Source organism: Pseudomonas rustica, assembly GCF_018336155.1.
Lineage (GTDB): Bacteria > Pseudomonadota > Gammaproteobacteria > Pseudomonadales > Pseudomonadaceae > Aquipseudomonas > Aquipseudomonas rustica.
Map to the genome: position 1 here is coordinate 17,777 of NZ_JAGYHF010000004.1, position 23,569 is coordinate 41,345.

Below are 23,569 nucleotides of genomic sequence, written 5' to 3' on the forward strand. Positions count from 1 at the left end.
ACGCTTAAACGCATCAGCGCTTCAGGCATCTGCCACAAGGCCAGGGTGAGATAAGCGGTATTGGGGGACTCCGGCCTACAACAATAAGCACGACGGAGAACACCCATGGCCACGACTTACACAACATCCACCGGCAGTCCACCGCGCAGCGGCGGCATCACCAAGGAGGAACGCAAAGTCATCTTTGCCTCCTCACTGGGCACGGTTTTCGAGTGGTACGATTTTTACCTCTACGGTTCACTGGCGGCGATCATCGCCAAGCACTTCTTTGCCGGTGTCAACGAAACCACTGCGTTCATCTTTGCCCTGCTGGCGTTTGCGGCAGGCTTCGCGGTGCGGCCGTTCGGCGCGATTGTGTTCGGCCGGCTCGGCGACATGATCGGGCGCAAACATACGTTTCTGATCACCATCGTCATCATGGGCGTCTCGACTGCGATTGTCGGTTTGCTGCCCGGTTACGCAACCATTGGCGTCGCTGCACCGGTGATTCTGATTACCCTTTGACTGCTGCAAGGACTGGCACTGGGCGGTGAATACGGCGGCGCGGCGACTTACGTGGCCGAACACGCGCCACGCAATAGACGCGGTTTCTTCACCTCGTGGATTCAAACCACCGCGACCCTCGGCCTGTTTCTGTCGCTGCTGGTGATACTCGCCTGCCGCACCGCGCTGGGCACTGAAGCGTTCGAAGAGTGGGGCTGGCGGATTCCGTTTCTGCTGTCGATCCTGCTGCTGATCGTCTCGGTGTACATCCGCCTGCAACTGAGCGAGTCGCCGGTGTTCCAGAAAATGAAGGACGAAGGCAAAGCGTCGAAAGCGCCGCTGACTGAATCATTCGCCCGTTGGGACAACCTCAAAGTGGTGATCATGTCGTTGCTCGGCGGCACGGCCGGGCAAGCGGTGGTCTGGTACACCGGGCAATTTTATGCGCTGTTTTTTCTGTTGCAGACGCTGAAGATCGATCCGCAAACCGCCAACCTGCTGATCGCCGGTTCGCTGCTGATCGGTACGCCGTTTTTCGTGATTTTCGGCAGCCTGTCCGACCGCATCGGGCGCAAGCCGATCATCATGGTCGGCTGCATTCTGGCGGCGCTGACCTACTTTCCGATCTTTCATGCGCTGACCCAGTACGGCAACCCTGATGTGTTCATCGCTCAGGAGAAAAACCCGGTCAAGGTGATCGCCAACCCCGACCAGTGTTCGTTCCAGTTCGATCCGGTGGGCAAGGCCAAATTCACCAGTTCCTGTGACCTGGCCAAGACGCTGTTGGCAAAACGGGCGATTCCGTATGAGAACGTCACCGCCGAACCCGGCACCGTGGCGCAGGTGCGTATTGGCGACAAAGTCGTCGAGAGTTTCGACGGCAGCGCCCTGCCCGCCGCCGACTTCAAAACTCGCAATGATGCGTTCACCGCGACCCTTGGCACTGCGCTGAAAGAAGCCGGTTATCCAGAGAAAGCCGACCCGGCAAAAACCAATTACCCGATGGTGCTGCTGTTGCTGACCATTTTGGTGATCTACGTGACCATGGTTTACGGGCCGATCGCGGCGTGGCTGGTAGAGCTGTTCCCGACGCGCATTCGCTACACCTCGATGTCGCTGCCATATCACATCGGTAACGGCTGGTTCGGCGGGTTCCTGCCGACGGTTGCGTTCGCGATGGTCGCGGCCACCGGGGATATCTACTACGGCTTGTGGTACCCGATCGTGATTGCAGTGATGACGGCGATACTGGGTACGTTCTTCCTGCCGGAAACCAAGGATCGCGACATTCTCAAGGATTGAATCGGGTGTACTTGATTTGGGTGGTTGTCCGGTGACGGTGATGTTGACCGAACTGGCCATTTCGCGAGCAAGCCCGCTCCCACATTGACCGTATTCGTGAGATCGAACTCGGTCAAATGTGGGAGCGGGCTTGCTCGCGAAAGGCTTTCAGAACGGGCCCTGGGTGACCACGCGGGTGTCGATGATCTGCTGCAATGCTTGAATTCGCTGCTGATAAACGTCGGTCAGGCATTTCACATCAGCGGCGCATTTGCCACGGTTTTTCAGCCACGCCTGTTGCTCGTCAATCAAGGCACCACGGCCGCCCATCGGCAGAAACCGGCGATCCAGTTTGTAGAGCAGCGCCATGCTCACGTCCATGTCGTTAAGCGCACGGTTGGCGCACACCGCTTTTTCATCGGCAGCTTTGGCCCTTTCGCAGTCGAAACTGGCGGCGTAAGCAGCCTGGCCGATGATCAGGGCAGACAAGCCGAACACGGTTGAAAGTAGAGTTTTGTTGCGCATGGGTTGGGTCATCCAGACAGCGATTGATCCCTCTTGGGCTAATGCATGAGCGCAAAGTTTCTGAACGCCTGCCAAACCACCGCCTCCAATGTTTACACCACTGGAGGTCAACACCATGAACAGCAACGACGACAAAACCCCGAATGCCCCACCTACCGACACATCCGGCAAACCGGTGAACGTGGTCGAGCGTGATCTTGAAGACCACGATGACGACACCAAAGGTGTGGATGAGGTGATTACGCCTTCGTCTACCCGAGTGAAAGAGCAGGATGCCGAGACGCTGCAGCGCAAGGTCGATGAGATAGAGCGCAAAGTGGCGGATGGCAACTGAGGTGGGTTGTCTGCGAGATTTACCCTCTCACCCCAGCCCTCTCCCCCAAAAGGTAGAGGGGGGAAAGGGAGCCGAACTCTATGCCCTTCAAGACCCGAGTTCTGCTCGATATTTCATGTCGGCGCAACTTGATCCAGCAACTCGGTCAGTCCCCTCTCCCTCCGGGAGAGGGTTAGGGTGAGGGCTTCTTGGTCGTATTCAACTTCACAGCCGCCCGAATCAACGAAATCAATGCCTTCTCATTGACTGTCTCGCCTTCGTGAATATCAATCGCGCGCCGCACATTTCCTTCCAGGCTGGCATTGAACAATCCCGTCGGATCTTCCAGCGCAGCGCCTTTGGCGAAGGTCATTTTCACCGCCGCTTTATACGTTTCACCCGTACAGATAATCCCGTCGTGATACCAAGTCGGCACACCGCGCCATTTCCACGCTTCGACCACGTCCGGATCAGCCTTGTGCATGATCGCGCGAACCTTCGCCAGGGTTTCGCCGCGCCAATCGTTCAGCTCCTGGATACGCTGATTGATCAGCACCGACGCTGCCTCTGCGCCCTCTTCTGGCTTGTCTTTCTTCATCACGGCTCTCCCGAGATTTGAGAGAAAGAACTTTAGACGTCACACTTTGCCCACGCCAATTTCACCCCACACAAGTAACAGCGAAACGCTGGTGAAGGCTTAACTGTGGCGAGGGGATTTATCCCCGATAGGGCGCGCAGCGGCCCCGATTTTAGAAGCCGGGAACGCTGCGCACTCCATCGGGGATAAATCCCCTCACCACAGGGTAAATATCAGCTTGAGCGGCGGTTTTAACGAAATTTTCATACTCCCCCGCCTATGATCCCGCACCTCGTTGGGGAGTAGCCTGTTTCCGTGCACTGCGGAAGCGTTCGTATCAACATTCTCGGCAACATGCCGTGGTGCGAACACCTTTTGGTTGGTGAGACCGACGACACATCCATGCCTAAAGTCGGGCGTGTGGTTGTGTCGTTGACTCATAGCCCGACTGGAAGTATCTCCGTGAATCCTGTTTCCCTCATCTTCCTTGCGCTGGCCATGTCCACGGATGCGTTTGCAGCCGCCATCGGCAAGGGCTCCAGCCTGCATAAACCGCGTCTCACCGAAGCCCTGCGTACCGGTCTGATCTTCGGCGTGATCGAAGCCATCACCCCCATTATCGGCTGGCTGATCGGCCAGGCCGCGAGCCAATGGGTTGCCGAATGGGATCACTGGATCGCCTTCACCTTGCTGGTGGTTCTTGGCCTGCACATGATCTACAACGGTCTGAAGCATGAAGAAGAGGAAGAAGAAAAACCGGGTTCGCACTCCTTCCTGATTCTCGCCGTCACCGCGTTTGCCACCAGCATCGACGCCCTCGCCGTGGGCGTTGGCCTGGCGTTTGTCGACGTAAACATCTGGGTAGCTGCGGCGGCGATCGGTCTGGCGACGATGACCATGGTGACCATCGGCGTGATGCTCGGCCGGGTGTTGGGCTCTATGGTTGGCAAGCGTGCTGAAATCGTTGGCGGTGTGGTGCTAATGATCGTCGGTGCGACGATTTTGTATGAGCATCTTACGGTCTGAGACTAGCCGTTCGACAGTGCCGTCAGTGCCAACGCGTTGCCTAGCGCGGCCCCGCTGGCGGTGTTGTCGAAAATGCACCAGGTCGCCGTGCCATGCGCATCGGCGGCCTGCAATGCGCTAGCGAGGTTCTCTAAATAGGAGTCATCGTAAGCACTGTGGTAAATACGCGGCGAACCGTGCAGGCGCCAATACCGCGTCGCTTGCCAGCCAAACGCGGAAGAATCACTGCTGATGCGCGACGGATCGACCACAGCCTGAGCGATACGGCAAGCGATCAGCAATGATTCGGCAGCCATCCACGACTCATGACGCGGCTCCAGCACCACGTCGCCGTCGAAACGCTGGCGCAACGCACTGAAAAACGCTTCGGCACTGACCGCATCAAATGCCAGTGATGGCGGCAATTGCAGCAGCAAACAGCCCAAGCGATCAGCCAAACCGCTGCACTGCGCCAGGAACTCATCGAGTTCTTCGTCGCAATCCAACAATCGGCGTTCATGGCTGATCTGCTTGGGCATTTTTACCGAAAAGCGAAACCCTTCCGGCACCGAATCCGCCCAACGCTCATAGGTTTGACGGCGATGCGGACGATAAAACGAGCTGTTGATTTCCACACAGTTGAGCCGCGCCGCATAGCGTTGCAAATGCGTGCCCTCCTCCGCAAATGCCGGCCAATGCTCACGCCCGAGACTCCAGCCGGCACACCCAATGAAAATCAAACACCACCTCCGAAACTCCAATGTAGGAGCTGCCGCAGGCTTCGATCTTTTGATCTTACAAACGACGTCAAAAGATCGCAGCCTTCGGCAGCTCCTACAGGGGGACGTTATTTTTTGCTGGGGAGAACTGAGCTCAAAACCTGCTTGGCGGTTTGCACCAGAATCCCCGCCTCGTCCGGATCGCCCTTGAGCAACGTCGTGGCGAATTTCTTCGCTTGTTCAAGCTTGATGTGCGGCGGTAGCGGCGCCACGTTCGGGTCGGTTTTGAACTCGATCAGCACCGGCACATCGGAAGCCAACGCCTGTTCCCATGCGCCCGCTACGTCCTCTTCGCGATCAACGAAAATCCCCTTCAGGCCGATGGAAATCGCGAACAGGTGATACGGCACATCGGGAATGTTCTGCGACGCCTCGAACTTCGGATCGCCCTCCATCACCCGCTGTTCCCACGTCACCTGATTGAGATCTTCGTTGTTGAACACCGCGCAGATCCATTTCGGGCTCTTCCACTGCCGCCAGTATTTGGCAACGGTGATCAGCTCGGCCATGTTGTTCATCTGCATCGCACCGTCGCCCACCAGAGCAATCACCGAGCGTTCGGGATAGGCGAATTTAGCCGCAATCGCATAAGGCACAGCAGCGCCCATCGAGGCCAACCCGCCGGACAACGAACACATCATGCCGCGACGAATTTTCAGGTCACGGGCGAACCAATTGGCGCACGAACCGGAGTCGCTGGTGATGATCGCTTCATCCGGCACTCGCGGTGACAACTCATAGACCACCCGCTGCGGATTGATCGGTTTGGCCTTGGCCATCGCGCGTTTTTCCAGGGTTTTCTCCCAACTGCCGCGCCAGCCTTCGACTTTCTTGCGCCACTTGCCCGAGGTTTTCTGTTCGAGCAATGGCAGCAGCGCCGCGAGGGTTTCCGCCGCGTCGCCGACCAGATTGACTTCCATCGGATAACGCAGGCTGAGCATGTCGGGCTGCAGATCGATCTGCACACCGCGCGCCTGCCCCTCTTTGGGCAAAAACTCCGAATACGGGAAACCCGAACCGATCATCAGCAAGGTGTCGCACTCGGTCATCAACTTGTAGCTGGGCTCCGTACCGAGCAAACCGATGCTGCCGGTCACCCACGGCAAATCATCCGGAAGCACCGCTTTGCCAAGCAGCGCCTTGGCCACGCCGGCGCCAAGTTTTTCGGCGATGGCGATCACTTCATCCGTCGCCTGCAATGCGCCGGCGCCGACCAGAATCGCGACCTTCTCGCCTGCGTTCAAAACGTCTGCCGCACGCTGCAAATCTTCGTCATAGGGCAGCACTTTCGGCTTGGTGTAACCGACGCCGGAATGCGCGGTGCCGTGCGCGCGGGCCGGCGCCTGATATTCAAGATCCTGCAAATCATTGGGCAGGATCAGCGCGGTCACCCGACGTTCGCCAACCGCCGTACGCACCGCCCGGTCGAGCAAATGCCGCACCTGCGAAGGCGCCGAAGCCTGCTGCACAAACGCGCCGGCGACGTCCTTGAACATCGACACCAGATCCAGCTCTTGCTGATAGTGACTGCCCAACGCCGTGCGCGCCTGCTGCCCAACGATGGCCAGCACCGGCATGTGATCCATTCGCGCATCGTAAAGCCCGGTGATCAAATGCGAAGCACCGGGGCCGGAGGTGGCAATGCACACGCCCAGCTCGCCAGTGAATTTCGCGTGGGCCGAGGCCATGAACGCGGCCATTTCCTCATGCCGCGCCTGCACAAATTCAATCTTGCCTTTAGCTCGATCGAGCGCGCCGAACACGCCATTGATGCCGTCGCCCGGATAACCAAAAATCCGCGTGACGCCCCATTGGCTGAGCCGCTCAACCAGAAAATCGCCTACTGTCGTTGTCATCTCGATCCTCGTCTTTTCGCCGGTGTAAGGGTCTGGACAGTCGCGCGGATGGCGAAGTTTCGATTGATTACCTTGAAACGGTTTCTCGTTTACGATCCAACCATTGAGCCCGCAGGCCATTCGCGAGCAAGCCCGCTCCCACATTTTGCAATGCGTGCCAAAGTGGGAGCGGGCTTGCTCGCGAAGAGGCCAGAGCCATTCACACAAAATTTCGGCAGAGGAACACAGCATGCAAACGCCCCCACAATCCCTGCTGCTCCAACCCAACGAATGGGTACCGAACAACCCGCGCTTGCCGGTTTTAATCTACCGCCAGGCGATTGCCATCGAAGGCAACGACCCTGCCGCGCTGTTCGAGCAAACTTTCAACGCCAATGGCTGGCCACCGCAATGGCGCTACGGGATTTACGACTATCACCACTACCACACCGAGGGCCATGAAGTGCTCGGGGTTGCCGTTGGTCATGCGCAGTTGATGCTCGGCGGGCCCAACGGACATGCCGTTGAAGTCAGCGCTGGTGACGTGGTGCTGCTGCCCGCCGGCACCGGCCATTGCAACCTGGGGTCAAGCGATGACTTCCTCGTGGTCGGCGCTTATCCGCCCGGGCAGCATGCCGATATCTGCCGCGAGGCGCCGACTTCGCAGCAGTTGGAGAAGATCAAGAATCTACCGTTTCCGCAAACGGATCCGGTGCAGGGATTGCACGGCGCGGTCAGCCAGCAGTGGTCGAAGTAACGGTCAACGATGCGGATGCACCGTCATCGAAACCAGTTTGATCACGATCGGCCGCACCACGAGGATGCAAAGAAACGCCACCGGCATCGCCAGCTTGTAGGCGTGCAGCGCATTACTCAGGTAGTCGTTATCAATGCCTGAATTGGCGGCGGTAATCACCAGCGACATCAGAAAAGCCATGATGGTCGCCATGTACAACGCAAAGACATACGGCGTCGCTCGCGCCGAAAGCTTGCGGCGACTGACATAAACGGCTTCTGCATTGCTTCTTTGATTCATAGGGCTTTCCATCCATTGACAGGGAGCGGGCACGTTAGCAAAGCCCTGACCCCTCAACTAGACGGCCAAATGCAGGTGCTTTATAAAGCAGAACTTACGAATCAATCCCTTCCGGCAGGCCATCGATGAATCTGTTAGCGGCGATTGCCAGTTTTATCAAAGTGGTCGAATCCGGCTCTATCGTCGGCGCCGCCAAGGCGCTGGGCGTCAGTGCCGCAGCGGTCAGCCAGACCATCAATCGCCTGGAAACACACCTCGGTGTGCGCCTGTTGCAACGCACTACCCGGCGCATGGCACTCACCGAAAACGGCGCGGTGTATTACGAAAAGGTCAAGCGGATTGCGGCGGATCTGGAATCCGCGCAAAGTTCGATCAATCGCGAAGACAGCGAACTGCAAGGTCGCTTGAGCATCGCCTCGACCTCGGCGTTCGGCCGGCATGTGCTGGCGCCGCTGATTGCCGGTTTCGCCGCGCAACATCCGCGCCTGCTGATCGAATTGTCGACCACCGACGGCAAGATCAATCACATCCAGGACGGCATCGATCTGAGCTTGCGGATCAAGCCGCAACTGGAGGACGGCATCGTCGCACGCAAGATCGTTTCGTTGCCCTTCATCATGTGCGCCGCGCCGGCCTATTTGCAGCGCGCCGGTTGGCCGCAATCGCCTGATGATCTGCAAAACCATGCGTGCCTGGCATTTCGTTATCCCTTGGACGGGCGTTTTCTGCGCTGGAGTTTTATCCGCGATGGTCAGCGTTATGACGCCGATATCAACGCGACCGCGATCAGCGACGACATCGACGCGCTGACGCAAATGGCAATCCACGGCGCCGGCATCACCCGACTGGCGGAGTTCGTCGCGGCTCCGTATCTGCAAAACGGCCAGCTGCTGCCGTTGTTTGCACAACGCGACGACGCAACTCATGCAGTTGTCGAACCCATGGAGATTTTCGCCTGCGTGCAGGAGCGCGCGGCGATGACGGCCAAAGTCAGAGCGTTTATCGAGTATTTGACCGAGCACCTGAAACAGCGCTGGCCGGTGGATTTTTGATACAAGTCGAACTCGCCGAAACGCGCGGAATCAGGCACAGTCGCGCCTCGGTGATCGCTGTACATCCTTCATGGAGAACCAAAACAATAATGCTCACACCTTCACCCCAAACCTTCCGCGGCAGTTGCCTGTGTGGCGCGGTCAAATACCAGATCCGCTCACGGCCCAAAGCGCTTTCGCACTGCCATTGCAGCCAATGCCGCAAAAGCCACGGCGCAGCATTTGCCAGCTTCGGCAGTGTGATGCGCGGCAATCTGGAATTGTTGCAGGGCGGTGAAGACCTCAAGTCCTACCAGTCTTCAGAATCGGTGGTGCGCCAGTTCTGCTCGCACTGCGGCTCGTCGATGTTCTGGTCGCGGGCACAGGGTGAATTTGCCGAGTGGGTTTCGGTGGCACTGGGCACGCTGGATACGCACTTCACCTCGGACAATCAGAAGCACGTCGAGCTGACGTCTAAGGCGTCGTGGTACGAGATGGCGGATCAGCGGCCGAAGAGCCGCGCGTGAAGAGGGTAAACGGTGGTCGGGTTGATGCGACGGTTTCAGACGCCCGACGATCTGCTTAACTGAGTGGTTGCAGTTCTTCATTAACGGAGGCCAGCCATGAAATTCAGTCATTCACTCACCGCACTGTTGGTAGTCGCCAGCCTGTTCGGTTGCGCCTCTTCATCTAAACCCGGCGCAAACGTGACGCTCACCGCCACTCGCCAAAACAGCGGGCAGATCGGCAACGTCACGCTCGCCGACTGGGGCAAGGAAACTGGCTTCAGCTTCTTCATCAGCGGCGCACCCAACGGGGCTTCCCTGCCCTTGCGCCTGTACACCTTCGTCAACAAAGGCAGCTGCGCACAGCCCGGGCCCGTGGCGTATGCGATGAACGACAAGGTCAATACAGAGCGCCAACCGGTGCGTGGCTGGGCCTTCTCAAGAAGCGCGCCGGTGCCGTTGTCGACGTTGCTGGCCGGTGAGTATTACGTGGTCGTGCGCACGGCCGCGACTGATGGGAATGTCGATATTTTCTGCGGGGATATCCGCCAGTAATCAGATCTCAGCGTCTGACAGATTGCTTTCGCGAGCAGGCTCGCTCCCACATTTGATTTGGGGTGTGACCGGGCTTTGTGTTCGACAGAAATCTGTAGGAGCAAAGCTCGCTCGCGATGGCGACGGCGCAGACAACATCTCCATCGCCTGACACACCGCTTTCGCGAGCAGGCTCGGCTCCTACGGTTATAGGTGGTTTGATCGGGATTTTGGGTACGGCCGAGAAACCTGTGGGAGCCGGGCTTGCCCGCGAAGGCGGCGGCAAGGTCAACATGTTCATCGCCTGACACACCGCTTTCGCGAGCAGGCTCGCTCCCACATTTGATTTGGGGCGTACACGGGCCTTTGTGTCCGACAAAAATCTGTAGGAGCAAAGCTTGCTCGCGATGGCGACGGCACAGACAACCTCTCCATCGCCTGACACACCGCTTTCGCGAGCAAGCTCGGCTCCTACAGTTATCGGGTGGTTTGATCGGGATTTTGGATACGCCGAGAACCCTGTGGGAGCCGGGCTTGCCCGCGAAGGCGGCGGCAAGGTCAACATGTTCATTACCTGACACAGCGCTTTCGCCAGCAGGCTCGCTCCCACATTTGATTTGGGGCGTACACGGGCCTTTGTGTTCGACAGAAATCTGTAGGAGCAAAGCTTGCTCGCGAAGGCGTCGGCACAGACAACCTCTCCATCGCCTGACACACCGCTTTCGCGAGCAAGCTCGGCTCCTACAGGATTTGGGATGTAACCGAGATTTTGTGTACGCCCGAGAAACCTGTGGGAGCGAGCCTGCTCGCGAAGGCGGCGGCAGGGTCAACACTGTTTGGCAGGCAGTCCGGTTTTACATGGATCACCCTTGATTGGGTATATTCCTCCTCGTGCATTCATCGATGACGAGGTCTGTTTCATGAGCAAGTCGCCCTACGTTCCGCCCAAAGTCTGGAAACACGAAGCACCGTCTGGCGGCCAGTTCGCCAGTATCAATCGCCCGACGGCCGGGCCGACTCACGACAAAACCCTGCCGGTCGGCAAGCATCCTTTGCAGTTATATTCCCTGGCCACGCCCAACGGCGTCAAGGTCACTATCCTGCTCGAAGAGCTGCTGGCATTGGGGCACACCGCTGCCGAATACGACGCCTGGCTGATCCGCATCAACGAGGGCGACCAGTTCTCCAGTGGTTTCGTCGAGATCAACCCCAACTCGAAAATCCCCGCCCTGCTCGATCACAGCACCGAACCGCCGACTCGCGTGTTCGAATCCGGTTCAATCCTGCTCTACCTCGCGGAGAAATTCGGCGCCTTCCTGCCCAAAGACCCGGCTGGGCGCACCGAAACGCTCAACTGGCTGTTCTGGCAAATGGGCGCAGCGCCCTATCTCGGCGGCGGCTTCGGGCATTTCTACGCCTATGCGCCGGAGAAGCTCGAATACCCGATCAACCGCTTCACCATGGAAGCCAAGCGTCAGCTCGACGTGCTCGATCGGCGTCTGGCGGAAAGCCCGTATCTGGCCGGCGACAGTTACACCATCGCCGACATCGCGGTGTGGCCGTGGTACGGCCAACTGGTGCGCAACAACGTTTATTCAGCGGCGGAGTTTCTCGCGGCGCAGGAATACACCCATCTACAACGCTGGGCCGAGGACATTGCCCAACGTCCGGCGGTGGTTCGCGGCCAGCGGGTCAATCGCACGTGGGGTGATGAGGCGAGTCAGGTGCCTGAGCGGCATTCGGCTGAAGATCTGGGTTGAAGCACCCGAGCGGTTCCTGACAACACAGCGCCCATTAGTCATGGCGCGCGATTAGGGATAGTCTTTGCCAGACCTCATCTCGAAGCGCCCGCCATGACCGACCCGCAATTCTCAGCCGACATCGACGCGATCAGCAGCATAGACGCCGTGCCGGTAATTCTGAGCATGGTCAAACACCTCACCGGCATGCGTTTCGCGGCGGTAGCCCGCGTCACTGAGCGCAACTGGGTGGCCTGCGCTGTCGATGACTCGATCGATTTCGGCCTCAAACCCGGCGGCGAACTGGTGCTGGAATCGACCATCTGTCATGAAATCCGCCAACACCAGCAACCGGTGATCTTCGGCCACGCTAGCACCCACCCGATCTTTTCCACGCATCACACACCGATAACCTATGGCCTGGAAAGCTACATTTCCATTCCAATCGTCAAAGCCAATGGCGATTTTTTCGGCACGCTGTGCGCCATCGATTCGGTGCCGGCCAATCTCGATGAACCGGCCATCGCGAAAACCCTGACGCTGTTCGCCCAGTTGATCGCCATGAGCCTCGACACGCAAAGCCATCTGGCGGCCACCAAGGTTGAACTGGCCGATGCCAATGAACTTGGCCGATTGCGCGAGCAGTTCATCGCGGTGCTTGGGCATGATCTGCGCACGCCGTTGAGCGCGATTCGCATGAGTGCCGATCTGCTGGAAACCAAGACCGAGGAAAAACGTTCGCTGAATCTGATTTCGGCGATTCGCAACAGCTCGTTGCGCATGGGCGTGCTGATTGAAAACATCCTCGACTTTGCTCGTGGGCGGCTGGGTGGCGGGATTCCGATCCAGCGCAAACTGGTCGATGACCTGCAACAGACGCTGCAACTGACCCTAGAAGAAGTGCAGGCGTCACACCCGCGAGCGACGTTCACGCACACGCTGAACGTGCCGAGCGGCGTGTATTGCGATGCGCTGCGCATCAGCCAGTTACTGTCCAATCTTCTGGGTAATGCGGCCACTCACGGTTCGGTACACGCGCCGATAGTCTTGAACGCCTACGCGCAAAACGATGAAATCGTGATCTCGCTGACCAACCAGGGCACACCGATTTCGGCGCAATTGATGCCGCTGCTGTTCGAACCGTTTTCCCGTTCGGAAGCCGGCCATCGCAAAGAAGGTTTGGGGTTGGGGCTGTATATCGCGGCGCAGATTGCCACGGCGCACAACGGCACGTTGAGCGTGACTTCAGACGCCGAGTCGGGAACACGCTTTGTGGCGCGATTCCCGGCTCAGTTCAAGTGGGTTTGAGACGTCGTCCCTTACGCCGTCTGCCGGCGCATCGCCAGAATCGCCGCCCCAAAACCAATAAACGTCGTCCCCACCACCCGGCTGACCCACCGCGACAGCGCGGGCCGGGTCAGTACGCCTTTGGCGCGTGACGCCAACGCCGCGTAGACGCTGAGCGATGACACCGAAAGCGCCATGAAGATCGAGGTCAGGATGAAAAACTGCGGCAGCAGCGCCGCGTCCTGATCGATGAACTGCGGGAACAGTGCGGTGAAAAACATCGTCGCTTTCGGGTTGGTCACTGCGGTGAGGAATGCCGATTTGAACAGCTTGCCGCGACTCGGGCGGTTTTTGCTGGTATCGCCGTCACTGCCAACTGCGAGCATTGGGCCCTTTTTCAGCAGTTGCTTGACCCCGAGGTAGAACAGATAGCCGGCGCCGAGAATCTTCACTGCGTTGAAGAGCATCTCAGAACTGGCGAGCAAGGCGCCGAGGCCCAGCATCGCGGCGGCGGACAGGCAGAACAGGCCGCTGGCATTACCCAGGGAAGACCAGATCGTGCTGCGCTGTCCGTGGGCCAGGCTGTTGTTGATCGCCATCAACGTCGCCGGGCCTGGGCTGGCGATTGCGATGGCGCCGACCAGGGTGAAGGTCAGAATCGAGTGAGAATCCATTTTCAGTGCTCGCGGCAGGTGGGTGACGGCATGTTACAGCAGCTCTGAAAACAGTCATACACAGAGCTCCGTGATGAAGGAGTAATTGTGGCAAGTGAGGTTATTGTGGTGAGGGGATTTATCCCCGATGGGGCGCGCAGCGGCCCTTTCTCTTGAATCTAAAGAGGGCCTGCTTCGCAGCCCATCGGGGATAAATCCCCTCGCCACAATGACCTCACATGCCACAGAGGTTTTTCTCATGAGAGATTTCGTAGAGGCAAAAAAAGCCCCGCAACCCAATAAAGGCACGGGGCAAAGAATTGGTTGGTTGCGGCCAACCAAAGGAGCTCTTTCAGATACGTGTTCGCACAGTCTTCAGATGCAATCCTGTGCAGCACGTTCAAAACTGGAGGGCAGCAAGTTCGAGGCGAGCAAGTGTCGTTCATAGATAAACACCTTGCCGCCAGTGCCGGCCTTGTAAGCCTCCAGCACGTTGTCGGCGGAAATCTTGCTCGGCACCACGATCCGGTAGCTGCGCTGGGTCTGCGAAACGGTCGGGCTCAATGCACTGCCCTGCAACTTCGGCACCACGCAATCGGCGTATTGCGCCGGGGTCTTGCTGGTCTGCAAGGTCAGGCTCGGCGTGTTCGGGGCGGAAGCACAGCCGCCGAGCAACAAGGAAGCAACCGCCAGAACAGGCGCAAATAAAGGACGCATCGGGTTCAATCCTGAAAATAAAAGGTTCGGTTTAACCGGCAATGGTTCAGCCTCACGGAGCCGCCATCGCCATTTATGTGTTGGGTTCAGCTCGCGGCGACCAGGGCCTTGAGCGAAGCGTCGAACTGCTTCAACGCATTCAGTTGCAGGTCACGCTGCTTGTCGATCTGCGCAGCAACAGCAGGCGCTGCCAGGTTATGCACCCAGACCGATGGCAAGTTTTTCTCCACCGCGCCTTCGGCCTTGCCGATGTATTGCAGATTCGCGTCGTAGAACTTCGCGGTGAAACGCGCTTCAACCAGGCTGTTACGCTGGGTCAGCAAGCGATTGAACGTGTCGAGCTTGACCACCACGTCCGGATGCGCCTGAATCAACGCATCGAGATTGTCGTAAACGGTTACCGACAAAAACTGCTGCTGCAACGAACTGATCAACCAGTCGACCGCCAACTCCGGATCGGAACTGGCGACAAACGCTTCACGAATCCGCGAGTCCAGCGCGTCTTTTGCGCCGTTCGCCGCCATGGCGTGGTAACGCGCCAGGTATTGCAGATTTTCCAAGGTGTTTTCGCTGTACAACACACCGACCGTTTGCGTGTGTTTCAACGCCGCACTGCTGGCCGTAATGGGTTGCAAGTGACACGACCGGGCGTCGTCTGCGTAGGTCGGTGCTGCGGCAACCGCCCCGCCCATCAGCAGGGCGACCATGGCCAGTCGAGTCAATGTGTTCATCGCGCAAATTCCTTGAGCAGCGTGTTCGATGGAGGCAATTTTCCGCCTAACGCCGCTAAAGCAGAACTTCCGTTTCGTGATGATCACTATTACTTCCAGCGATAGTTGCGCGCCGTGTAGATTGATACACACTCAATTCCAACGAAAATAATCACTGAGGATCTTTCCTTGAGAACGTTTGATCTGATCCGCGACGCCGTACTGCCCGACTTCCGTGATCGGGTGGCCGAATACCTTGTCCAGTACGAAAGCGTCCTACTCGACAAAGACATCCACGACCCACAGCTCATTCTCGACACCGCCAATCAACTGCGCGGCTACCTGCGTGGGCTGAACACCACGCGGGTGTTAGGCATGGCCTATTGGGAAGAACTGGATCGACGGGTGGTGGAAACCTGGCTCGCGCCGGCGCAATGACCGGCTAGACTCCTCGGGCTGTCACAGTCCCTGTGAGTCCTATCGGAGGTGCCCCATGAGCAACACCGAAACCACCCCATTCAACGGCTGGGCCGCCACCGCTGCCGGCGCACCGCTGGAGCGCTATAGCTACGACCCCGGCGCGTTGGGCGAAGAAGACGTTGAAGTCGCCGTTGAATATTGTGGCGTCTGCCACTCCGATCAGTCGCTGATCGACAACGACTGGGGCATCAGCCGCTATCCGTTTGTGCCGGGCCATGAAGTGGTCGGCAAAATCGTGCGCATGGGCCCGCAAGTGCGCGGCCTGAAAATGGGTCAACGCGTGGGGATCGGCTGGTACAAGGGCAGTTGCATGCACTGCTCGTCCTGCATCAGCGGCTCGCAACAACTGTGCGGCACCGCGCAACCGACCATCATCGGCAGCAACGGCGGTTTCGCTGATCGCTTGCGCTCGCACTGGGCGTGGGCGATTCCAGTGCCGGAACAGCTTGATCCAGCGCTGGTCGGGCCACTGTTCTGCGCCGGTTCAACGGTATTCAATCCGCTGCTGCAATTCGGCGTCAAACCGACCGACCGCGTCGGCGTGGTCGGCATCGGCGGCCTCGGCCATCTGGCGCTGCGCTTTCTCAATGCGTGGGGCTGCGAAGTCACCGCGTTCACCTCATCGCTGAACAAACAGGACGAAGCCAAGCGTCTGGGCGCGCACAACGTCGTCGCCTCCACCGACAGCAGCGCGTTGAAAGCGATTGCCGGCACCCTCGACTTTCTGCTGATCAGCGCCAACGCCGACCTCGACTGGCCAGCCATGCTCGCGACCCTGCGCGGCAACGGCCGGTTGCACTTCGTTGGCATCGTACCCAGCGCGATTCCGGTGCATGTGTTCGATCTGATTCCTCAACAAAAATCGTTGTCGGCCTCACCGGTTGGCTCGCCGGGCACCATGGCGACCATGCTCGAATTCTGCGCGCGGCATCAGATTCTGCCGCAAGTCGAGATGTTTCCCATGAGCAAGGTCAACGAGGCCGTCGACCATCTGCGCAGCGGCAAGGCGCGCTATCGCGTGGTGCTCGACGCCAGTCAGTAACCATTCGGCGCGGCGGCGATTGCCGTGCGCGCCGCCCTCCTGCCAAAACACCCGCAAACGCTTACAATCGCCGGTCTTACCGCCCAATAGACAGGCTCGCTCAGAAATGCCGCTCGACCCTATTACAATGCTGACCATCTCGATCGCGCTTGCAGCCGCCGCGGCGCTGTACCTGGCGATCGAGTGGCGCAGTATTCGCGAGCCTTCCCTGCTGTTCTGGAGCGCCGGTTTCGCCACGATCACCGTCGGTTCCACCCTCGCCTTGCTACGCAGCAGCGGCTTTTTGCTGATCGGCATCTGGTTCGCCAACGGTCTGCTGGTGACCGCACACTTTCTGTTCCTGCTCGGTGTCGCACGCTTCACGCAGACGCGTCTTTCGAGTGCCTGGTACCTGATTTTCGTCACCTGGCTGGTGATGCTACTGCTGCCGGACGGGCCGCTGTGGTCGAAAGTCATGCTCGCGGCCAACTCGCTGCTGGTGGCACTGGCAACGCTCAAAGGCAGTTTTCTGCTGCGCCCGCACGGTAAATCCCTGAGCGTCGGCGCCGTGCAACTGCGCTACGTGTTGCTGGTGCACGGCGCTTTTTATATCGCCAAGGCGCTGACCGTGGTCATCCCCGGCTCGCTGATTGATCTGGCGGCGTTTCGTGGTGAGATCATCCAGATTTCACTGGTCGAAGGCGCGATGGCGATCATGTTGATTGCGCTGTCGATGACCGGCACCGAGCGCTACCGTCGCGAAAAAGAGATCGCCCGCCTCGCCGAACGCGATCCGCTGACCGCCCTCTACAACCGCCGCGCGCTCGAAAAACGAGCGCCGCGCTTGCTCGCCGATGTCTCGGCTGAACGTCCCGGCGCCCTGCTGCTGATCGATATCGACAACTTCAAACTGGTCAACGATCAGTACGGCCATATCGCTGGCGACCGCTTGCTGATCGCCTTGAGCGAGATGATTCGTTCGCTGCTGCCGCGTAATGCGCTGACAGCTCGATTGGGTGGCGACGAGTTCGTCATCCTGCTCAACGGCGCCACAAGCGAACGTATCGTCGAACTCGGCAACGTGCTGCGCGAGCAGTTTCTCGGCACCACTGCGCAGACATTCCCCACCACCGAACCCGTCACCTTGAGCCTCGGCGCCACTCTGTTCGAGGCGCCGCCGGCCAGTCTGGCGGCGCTGATCGAACAAGGCGACGCCGCGCTTTATGAATCCAAACGCGGTGGCCGCAACCGCATTCGCCTCACCGGGCTCCCACTTTCAGGATGAAAACACCATGACCAGCCTCGACACTGCTTTGCAAGACAGCGCCGCGCCAGAAGGCGTTTGCTATGGCTGCGGCGGCAGCAACCCGCACGGTCTGCACATCAAAAGCTACTGGCATGAAGACGGCGTGCACGTCCTCGCCGACCACGTGCCGGACGCCAAATACTGCGGCTGGCCGGATCTGGTCTACGGCGGCTTGATCGCGATGCTGGTCGACTGCCACTCCAACTGGACGGCGATGGCCTACCACTACCGCGCCGAGAGTCGCGAGCCGGGCAGCCTGCCGCGTATCGATTGCGTCACGGGCAATCTGGGCATCAAATTCATCAAGCCGACGCCGATGGGTGTGCCGCTGACCTTGCGCGCCAGAGTTGAAGGAGAAGTCGGGCGCAAGTCGCGGGTGATCTGCGAAGTGTTTGCCGGTGATGTGCTGACAGCGGTGGGTGATTCGGTGTTTGTGCGCGTTGATACGGGATCATTGGCGGATGCAGCGCACGGACGTTAAGGTAATTTGAACTCAAAACTTTCATCAAGGATTGTGAATGTCGCTTATCTCGCAACGTGTCGAAATGGCCCGCAATGGCAGCAACGACAAAGTCATCTGCCGTATGGCTTCGGGCTGGGCAGTCATGGGGGATGTGCAGTTTCTGCCGGGCTATTGCCTGCTGCTGCCCGACCCGGTTGTGCCGAGTTTGAATGATCTGGACGCGGAGGCCCGGGCGGTTTACCTGCTCGACATGGCGAGCCTTGGTGATGTGGTATTGGCGGTGACCGGCGCGCTGCGGATGAACTATGAAATTCTGGGTAATTCAGAACCCGAGTTGCATTGCCATTTGTTTCCCCGTTACGCCACGGAACCGGACGACAAACGCAAAATGCCTGCATGGTTTTATGACTGGAAGACGGCGGAGCCTTATGCGGAGGAAGTGCATGGGGAACTGCGGATGAGGATTGCGCAGATGCTGGAGCCCCTCACCCTAGCCCTCTCCCAGAGGTAGAGGGGACTGATTGGGGGATGCTGGTGAGGTACGCCGACCTGAAAGTGATTTGCCGAATCCAGAATCGACTAGGTCTTCTGAAAGCGCTTCACCGAATCCATAATCGACCCGGTCGTTCAGGTCGATGTATGACGCAAGACACCTCGGTCGGCCCCCTCTCCCTCCGGGAGAGGGCTGGGCGGGCGGCGTTCCGATGAGGGTAACGCTTAACGAGCCTGAAAATCAGCCCGAGCCGAATGCAATTTCTTATAGCTCTCAATCAAGCGCAAATGCCGATCCAGCCCTTCCAGCTTCATGCTGGTCGGCGTCAAACCGTAAAACCGCACGCTGCCATTCACCGAGCCAATCGCCGCATCCATCCGCTCGTCACCGAACATCCGGCGGAAGTTGGCTTCGTAGTCTTCCAGCAGTAAATCCTCATCCAGTTCCATCTCCAACACCACGTTCACCGCTTGATAGAACAAGCCGCGTTCAACCGTGTTGTCGTTGTATTGCAGGAACGCTTCAACCAGATCCTTCGCCTGTTCAAATTTCTGCAACGCCAGATAAATCAGCAAACGCAGCTCCAGAATAGTCAACTTGCCCCACGGCGTGTTGTCGTCGAATTCGATGCCGATCAGCGTGGTGATTTCGGTGTAATCGTCTTGCTCGCTGTTTTCCAGGCCTTGGGCGAGGTTGCGCAGGCCGACTTTGCTCAAGCTGTGCAGGTTGAGGATGTCAGCGCGGAATTGCAGGGCTTTGTTGGTGTTGTCCCAGATCAGGTCTTCGATCGGGTAGATCTCCGAGTAATCCGGCACGAGGATGCGGCACGCCTTGGCGCCGATGTGCTCGTAGACCGCCATGTAGACTTCTTTGCCCATGTCTTCGAGGATGCCGAACAGCGTCGCGGCTTCTTCGGCATTGGAATTTTCGCCTTGTCCGGAGAAGTCCCACTCGACGAATTCGAAGTCCGGCTTGGCACTGAAGAAGCGCCACGACACCACACCGCTGGAGTCGATGAAGTGCTCGACAAAGTTGTTCGGCTCGGTCACCGCTTGCCCGGAGAACGTCGGCTGCGGCAAGTCGTTCAAGCCTTCAAAACTGCGGCCCTGCAGCAATTCAGTCAGGCTGCGTTCCAGCGCTACTTCGAGGCTCGGGTGCGCGCCGAACGAGGCGAACACGCCGCCGGTGCGCGGGTTCATCAGGGTCACGCACATCACCGGGAATTCACCGCCCAGCGACGCGTCCTTGACCAGCACTGGGAAGCCCTGCTCTTCCAGGCCTTTGATGCCGGCGAGGATGCTCGGGTATTTCTCCAGCACTTCCTGTGGCACATCCGGCAAAGCCATTTCGCCTTCGAGGATTTCGCGTTTCACCGCGCGCTCGAAGATTTCCGACAGGCACTGCACCTGCGCTTCGGCGAGCGTGTTGCCCGCGCTCATGCCGTTGCTGAGGTAGAGGTTTTCGATCAGGTTCGACGGGAAGTACACCACTTCGTCATCCGACTGGCGCACAAACGGCAGCGAGCAGATGCCGCGCTGGGTGTTGCCGGAGTTGGTGTCGTACAGGTGCGAACCGCGCAGCTCGCCGTCGCGGTTGTAAATGCCGAGGGTGTACTCGTCGAGGATTTCCGTCGGTAGTTCGTCTTTCGCGCCGGGCTTGAACCATTGCTCGTCCGGGAAGTGCACGAACTCAGCGTTGGCGATTTCTTCGCCCCAGAACTGGTCGTTGTAGAAGAAGTTACAGTTCAGCCGCTCGATGAACTCGCCCAGCGCCGACGCCAGCGCGCCTTCTTTGGTCGCGCCTTTGCCGTTGGTGAAGCACATCGGCGAATGCGCGTCGCGGATGTGCAGCGACCAGACGTTTGGCACGATGTTGCGCCACGAAGCGATTTCGATCTTCATGCCGAGGTCGGCGAGAATGCCGGACATGTTGGCGATGGTCTGCTCCAGTGGCAGATCCTTGCCAGCGATGTAGGTGCCCGCCTCAGACGTGGAAACCGGCATCAACAAGGCTTGCGCATCGGCGTCGAGGTTGTCGACTTCTTCGATGATGAACTCAGGGCCGGTCTGCACGACCTTCTTCACCGTGCAGCGATCAATCGAACGGAGGATGCCCAAGCGATCCTTGTCGGAGATGTCCGCTGGCAGTTCGACCTGGATCTTGAAAATCTGGTTGTAGCGGTTTTCCGGGTCGACGATGTTGTTCTGCGACAGGCGAATATTTTCCGTGGGGATGTTGCGGGTGTCGCAGTACAACTTCACAAAGTAAGCCGCACACAACGCCGACGAAGCCAGAAAGTAGTCGAACGGCCCCGGTGCCGAGCCATCGCCTTTGTAGCGAATCGGCTGATCGGCGATCACCGTGAAGTCGTCGAACTTGGCTTCAAGTCGAAGGTTGTCGAGAAAATTGACCTTGATTTCCATGCGGGATTACCAGAATACGGCTAAACGAATGGCCGCCATTATCCGGTTTTTGCGCGGGATGTCTTGCGGTTTCGGGAACGGCCGATGACGGGGGCCGCCGTTATTTCGCCAACAACTCGCGCACCCGCCCACCCAGCGCATCGACGGCAAACGGCTTGGTCAGCACGTGCATGCCATCCTCAAGCTGACCGCCGCCAAACACTGCGCTCTCGGCATAACCGGTGATAAACAGGGTCTTCATCTGCGGGCGCAATTGCAGCCCCGCTTCGGCCAGTTGCCGGCCGTTCATGCCGCCCGGCAGGCCGACGTCGGTGACCAGCAAATCGATGTGCACATCGGAGCGCAACAGCTTCAGCCCGGCGACGCTGTCGGCGGCTTCGATCACCGTGTAACCGAGTTCGCCCAGCACGTCCGCCAACAGCATGCGCACGGTCGGCTCGTCGTCGACCAGCAACACGGTCTCGCCCAGTTGTGAGGCCGCGACGGACTCATCGGCAGCGTCATGTTCGTCCTGGCTGGCCTCGACATGATGCCGCGGCAGGTAAATCGACACCTGCGTGCCCTCACCCACCGTCGATTGAATCTGCACTTGCCCGCCGGATTGCTGAGCAAACCCGTAGATCATCGACAGCCCGAGGCCTGTGCCCTGACCGATCGGTTTGGTGGTGAAAAACGGTTCGAACACATGCGCCATAACGTCCGGCGACATGCCGGTACCGGTGTCACGAACGCTGACACACAGGTAATCGCCTTCGGGCAGATCGATGCCACGCGCGGCCTCGCGACTCATCCACTGATTGGTGGTTTCCAGGGTGATGCGGCCGCCATCGGGCATGGCATCGCGAGCGTTCAGGCAGAGGTTGAGCAGCGCGTTTTCCAACTGACTCTTGTCGACAAACGCCGGCCACAGCTCCGGGCTGCCGAGCGTCTCGACGACAATGCCCGGCCCGGCGGTACGCTGGATCAGCTCGGCCATTCCGTACATCAGCGTGTTGACGTTGGTGGCGTGCGGTTCGAGGGTTTGCCGGCGCGAGAACGCCAGCAGGCGATGGGTCAGCGATGCCGCACGTTTTGCCGCGCTTTGGGCGGCGACCATGTACCTGTCGACTTCGCTCAGGCGCCCTTGGCCGATGCGCCGGTTCATCAGCTCAAGCGCACCGGAAATACTGGTCAGCAGGTTGTTGAAATCGTGGGCGAGGCCCCCAGTCAGTTGCCCCACCGCTTCCATTTTCTGCGATTGGCGCAGTTTCTCTTCGGCCTGCATCAATTCGGCGGTGCGCTCAGCGACACGCTGTTCGAGGGTCTCGTTGAGTTCGCGCAACCGCGCGGCGGTCTGCCGTTGCTGCTCTTCGACTTCACGCAACGCCTCTTCGGCGATGGTGCGTTCGAGCAAATCAGCGGCCTGGCGCGCGAGAATGTCCAGCAGGCGCAAATCGCGCTCGGAGGGATGGTGCGGTTTGTTCCAGTGCGTCGAGATCATGCCGAGCAGATGGCCATCGCGCGACATCAACGGCGTGGTCTGCGCCGAGCGAATGCCCGTGCGGCGAAACGCAAGCAGGTCTTCGGTACCGGCAATGTCGGCCCATTGTTCGAAATCGGGAATGATCGCGCGCTGGCCGAGTTTCAGCGCCAAGGTGCAACTGCTATAGGCCGCCGGGCTGACGTAATGCCAAAAACCGACCGCCTCGGCCGGCAGGCCATGGGCGTACAACAATTGCAGCTCGCCACCATGGCCGGCGCCGTGTTCCGGCGTACAGAGCAATTGCATCGTGCCGAACTGCGAACCGGTGATGAACACCGCCGCATCGACGATTTTGCCGTAGAGCGCTTCGCGATCCTGCTCGCCGATCAGGCTGACGCTGATGCTGTGCAGCAGTTCGATGTCCGAGAGCGCGGTTTGCGCCGCCGAAACATTGCCAGGAGCCAGGTCTGGAGGAAAAGCGGCGTAAAGGCCAGTCATGAAAGGCTCCCGAGAGCTGCAGATAATCGGGCGGCAGATTACCAGCTAACGTCGGATTAAGGGATACGGCGTGCTGGCGCGCCGCCATCATCCGACGAGCAGCGCCTCATGCACCTCAATCGACGGGATCGCCACCTCGGCGCGGCGACTGTCGAGCCAGCCTCGGGTTTTGCCGACATCGAAGATTTGCCCCTGCTCAATCAGGGTCAGCAAGAGTTCATCGGCCACGCGATAACGCCCGCAGTCAGGGCAATCGCGTTCTTCCCATGGGCCTTGGCAATGAATGCGCTCAGCGCCCCCCGCACAAATCAGACAACTCATGACAGACACCTTTTTATAGTTTTCAACCGACCCGTCGTATGGCCGGTTTTGTGGTTGTCTGGTCGACTCGATGGAGGGGATGAAAGTTCTC

General features: G+C 59.0%; 24 protein-coding genes, 1 pseudogene and 1 riboswitch. Of the genes and pseudogenes, 14 read left to right on the forward strand and 11 right to left on the reverse strand.

The features are described from left to right. Positions 1–105: 105 nt before the first annotated feature. Positions 106–1,785, forward strand: a pseudogene (locus tag KFS80_RS08050) (MFS transporter). A 147-nt stretch (positions 1,786–1,932) separates the two neighbouring features. Here KFS80_RS08050 and KFS80_RS08055 read toward each other — a convergent pair. Then, the gene (locus KFS80_RS08055) at positions 1,933–2,289 is read right to left on the reverse strand and encodes a lysozyme inhibitor LprI family protein (RefSeq protein WP_212544457.1); all 357 of its coding nucleotides are present in this window, start codon (positions 2,287–2,289) and stop codon (positions 1,933–1,935) included. Positions 2,290–2,404: 115 nt separating this feature from the next. Between KFS80_RS08055 and KFS80_RS08060 the strand changes: the two genes are divergently transcribed. Further along, positions 2,405–2,623, forward strand: a complete 219-nt coding sequence (locus KFS80_RS08060) for a hypothetical protein (RefSeq protein WP_159812095.1) — start codon at positions 2,405–2,407, stop codon at positions 2,621–2,623. A gap of 172 nt (positions 2,624–2,795) precedes the next feature. On the opposite strand, the gene KFS80_RS08065 is transcribed toward KFS80_RS08060, so the two are convergent. Next, complete coding sequence (locus KFS80_RS08065; RefSeq protein ID WP_212544458.1) at positions 2,796–3,200, reverse strand: DUF1801 domain-containing protein; 405 nt, start codon at positions 3,198–3,200, stop codon at positions 2,796–2,798. Between the two features lie 264 nt (positions 3,201–3,464). Continuing rightward, a riboswitch (yybP-ykoY riboswitch) is annotated at positions 3,465–3,635 on the forward strand. Positions 3,636–3,641: 6 nt separating this feature from the next. Between KFS80_RS08065 and mntP the strand changes: the two genes are divergently transcribed. Then, the gene (gene mntP / locus KFS80_RS08070) at positions 3,642–4,205 is read left to right on the forward strand and encodes a manganese efflux pump MntP (protein WP_212544459.1); all 564 of its coding nucleotides are present in this window, start codon (positions 3,642–3,644) and stop codon (positions 4,203–4,205) included. A gap of 2 nt (positions 4,206–4,207) precedes the next feature. Here the strand turns inward: mntP and KFS80_RS08075 are convergent, their stop codons facing one another. Together KFS80_RS08075 and KFS80_RS08080 are read right to left on the reverse strand one after the other, a co-directional pair. Next, positions 4,208–4,924 carry a DUF72 domain-containing protein gene (locus KFS80_RS08075; RefSeq protein ID WP_212544460.1) on the reverse strand — a complete coding sequence of 239 codons (717 nt, stop codon included), beginning with the start codon at positions 4,922–4,924 and terminating at the stop codon, positions 4,208–4,210. A gap of 107 nt (positions 4,925–5,031) precedes the next feature. After that, positions 5,032–6,819, reverse strand: coding sequence for a thiamine pyrophosphate-requiring protein (locus KFS80_RS08080; RefSeq protein WP_212544461.1), 1,788 nt, complete (start codon positions 6,817–6,819; stop codon positions 5,032–5,034). A gap of 229 nt (positions 6,820–7,048) precedes the next feature. Here KFS80_RS08080 and KFS80_RS08085 point away from each other — a divergent pair, with 229 nt between their 5' ends. Further along, a complete protein-coding gene (locus KFS80_RS08085) occupies positions 7,049–7,555 on the forward strand; it encodes a cupin (RefSeq protein WP_212544462.1) in 507 nt (168 codons plus the stop codon). Positions 7,556–7,558: 3 nt separating this feature from the next. Here the strand turns inward: KFS80_RS08085 and KFS80_RS08090 are convergent, their stop codons facing one another. Further along, complete coding sequence (locus KFS80_RS08090) at positions 7,559–7,834, reverse strand: DUF2798 domain-containing protein (protein ID WP_212544463.1); 276 nt, start codon at positions 7,832–7,834, stop codon at positions 7,559–7,561. 125 nt (positions 7,835–7,959) lie between these two features. Between KFS80_RS08090 and KFS80_RS08095 the strand changes: the two genes are divergently transcribed. The 5 genes from KFS80_RS08095 (at position 7,960) to KFS80_RS08115 (ending at position 12,952) form a co-directional block, all read left to right on the forward strand. Then, positions 7,960–8,886, forward strand: a complete 927-nt coding sequence (locus KFS80_RS08095; protein ID WP_212544464.1) for a LysR family transcriptional regulator — start codon at positions 7,960–7,962, stop codon at positions 8,884–8,886. 89 nt (positions 8,887–8,975) lie between these two features. Next, the gene (locus KFS80_RS08100) at positions 8,976–9,392 is read left to right on the forward strand and encodes a GFA family protein (protein WP_212544465.1); all 417 of its coding nucleotides are present in this window, start codon (positions 8,976–8,978) and stop codon (positions 9,390–9,392) included. 96 nt (positions 9,393–9,488) lie between these two features. Next, positions 9,489–9,926, forward strand: coding sequence for a hypothetical protein (locus KFS80_RS08105; protein ID WP_212544466.1), 438 nt, complete (start codon positions 9,489–9,491; stop codon positions 9,924–9,926). Positions 9,927–10,825: 899 nt separating this feature from the next. Then, entirely contained in the window at positions 10,826–11,665 is an 840-nt protein-coding gene (yghU, locus tag KFS80_RS08110; RefSeq protein ID WP_212544467.1) for a glutathione-dependent disulfide-bond oxidoreductase, read from the forward strand. 93 nt (positions 11,666–11,758) lie between these two features. Further along, entirely contained in the window at positions 11,759–12,952 is a 1,194-nt protein-coding gene (locus KFS80_RS08115) for a GAF domain-containing sensor histidine kinase (protein ID WP_212544468.1), read from the forward strand. A gap of 11 nt (positions 12,953–12,963) precedes the next feature. On the opposite strand, the gene KFS80_RS08120 is transcribed toward KFS80_RS08115, so the two are convergent. The 3 genes from KFS80_RS08120 to KFS80_RS08130 all read right to left on the reverse strand — a co-directional run bounded on the left by KFS80_RS08120 (position 12,964) and on the right by KFS80_RS08130 (position 15,032). Beyond that, complete coding sequence (locus KFS80_RS08120; RefSeq protein WP_053120769.1) at positions 12,964–13,605, reverse strand: LysE family translocator; 642 nt, start codon at positions 13,603–13,605, stop codon at positions 12,964–12,966. Positions 13,606–13,959: 354 nt separating this feature from the next. Continuing rightward, on the reverse strand, positions 13,960–14,301 hold the full coding sequence (locus KFS80_RS08125) for a YajG family lipoprotein (RefSeq protein ID WP_212544469.1): 342 nt from the start codon (positions 14,299–14,301) through the stop codon (positions 13,960–13,962). An 86-nt stretch (positions 14,302–14,387) separates the two neighbouring features. Then, entirely contained in the window at positions 14,388–15,032 is a 645-nt protein-coding gene (locus KFS80_RS08130) for an ATPase (protein ID WP_212544470.1), read from the reverse strand. A gap of 168 nt (positions 15,033–15,200) precedes the next feature. Here KFS80_RS08130 and KFS80_RS08135 point away from each other — a divergent pair, with 168 nt between their 5' ends. The 5 genes from KFS80_RS08135 (at position 15,201) to KFS80_RS08155 (ending at position 18,792) form a co-directional block, all read left to right on the forward strand. Then, positions 15,201–15,449 carry a hypothetical protein gene (locus tag KFS80_RS08135; protein ID WP_212544471.1) on the forward strand — a complete coding sequence of 83 codons (249 nt, stop codon included), beginning with the start codon at positions 15,201–15,203 and terminating at the stop codon, positions 15,447–15,449. Between the two features lie 55 nt (positions 15,450–15,504). Continuing rightward, positions 15,505–16,533, forward strand: coding sequence for an NADPH-dependent aldehyde reductase Ahr (gene ahr / locus KFS80_RS08140; protein ID WP_212544472.1), 1,029 nt, complete (start codon positions 15,505–15,507; stop codon positions 16,531–16,533). A 106-nt stretch (positions 16,534–16,639) separates the two neighbouring features. Continuing rightward, positions 16,640–17,797 (forward strand): GGDEF domain-containing protein, encoded by a 1,158-nt coding sequence (locus KFS80_RS08145; protein WP_212544473.1) that lies wholly within the window; start codon positions 16,640–16,642, stop codon positions 17,795–17,797. Positions 17,798–17,804: 7 nt separating this feature from the next. After that, positions 17,805–18,299, forward strand: coding sequence for a PaaI family thioesterase (locus KFS80_RS08150; RefSeq protein ID WP_053120779.1), 495 nt, complete (start codon positions 17,805–17,807; stop codon positions 18,297–18,299). A 37-nt stretch (positions 18,300–18,336) separates the two neighbouring features. Further along, positions 18,337–18,792 (forward strand): HIT family protein, encoded by a 456-nt coding sequence (locus KFS80_RS08155; protein ID WP_212544474.1) that lies wholly within the window; start codon positions 18,337–18,339, stop codon positions 18,790–18,792. Between the two features lie 206 nt (positions 18,793–18,998). On the opposite strand, the gene KFS80_RS08160 is transcribed toward KFS80_RS08155, so the two are convergent. From KFS80_RS08160 to KFS80_RS08170, 3 genes are all read right to left on the reverse strand, one after another. Beyond that, entirely contained in the window at positions 18,999–21,197 is a 2,199-nt protein-coding gene (locus tag KFS80_RS08160; RefSeq protein WP_053120782.1) for an OsmC domain/YcaO domain-containing protein, read from the reverse strand. Positions 21,198–21,297: 100 nt separating this feature from the next. After that, positions 21,298–23,157 carry an ATP-binding protein gene (locus KFS80_RS08165; protein ID WP_212544475.1) on the reverse strand — a complete coding sequence of 620 codons (1,860 nt, stop codon included), beginning with the start codon at positions 23,155–23,157 and terminating at the stop codon, positions 21,298–21,300. An 87-nt stretch (positions 23,158–23,244) separates the two neighbouring features. Next, a complete protein-coding gene (locus KFS80_RS08170) occupies positions 23,245–23,478 on the reverse strand; it encodes a hypothetical protein (RefSeq protein WP_212544476.1) in 234 nt (77 codons plus the stop codon). Positions 23,479–23,569 lie beyond the last annotated feature (91 nt).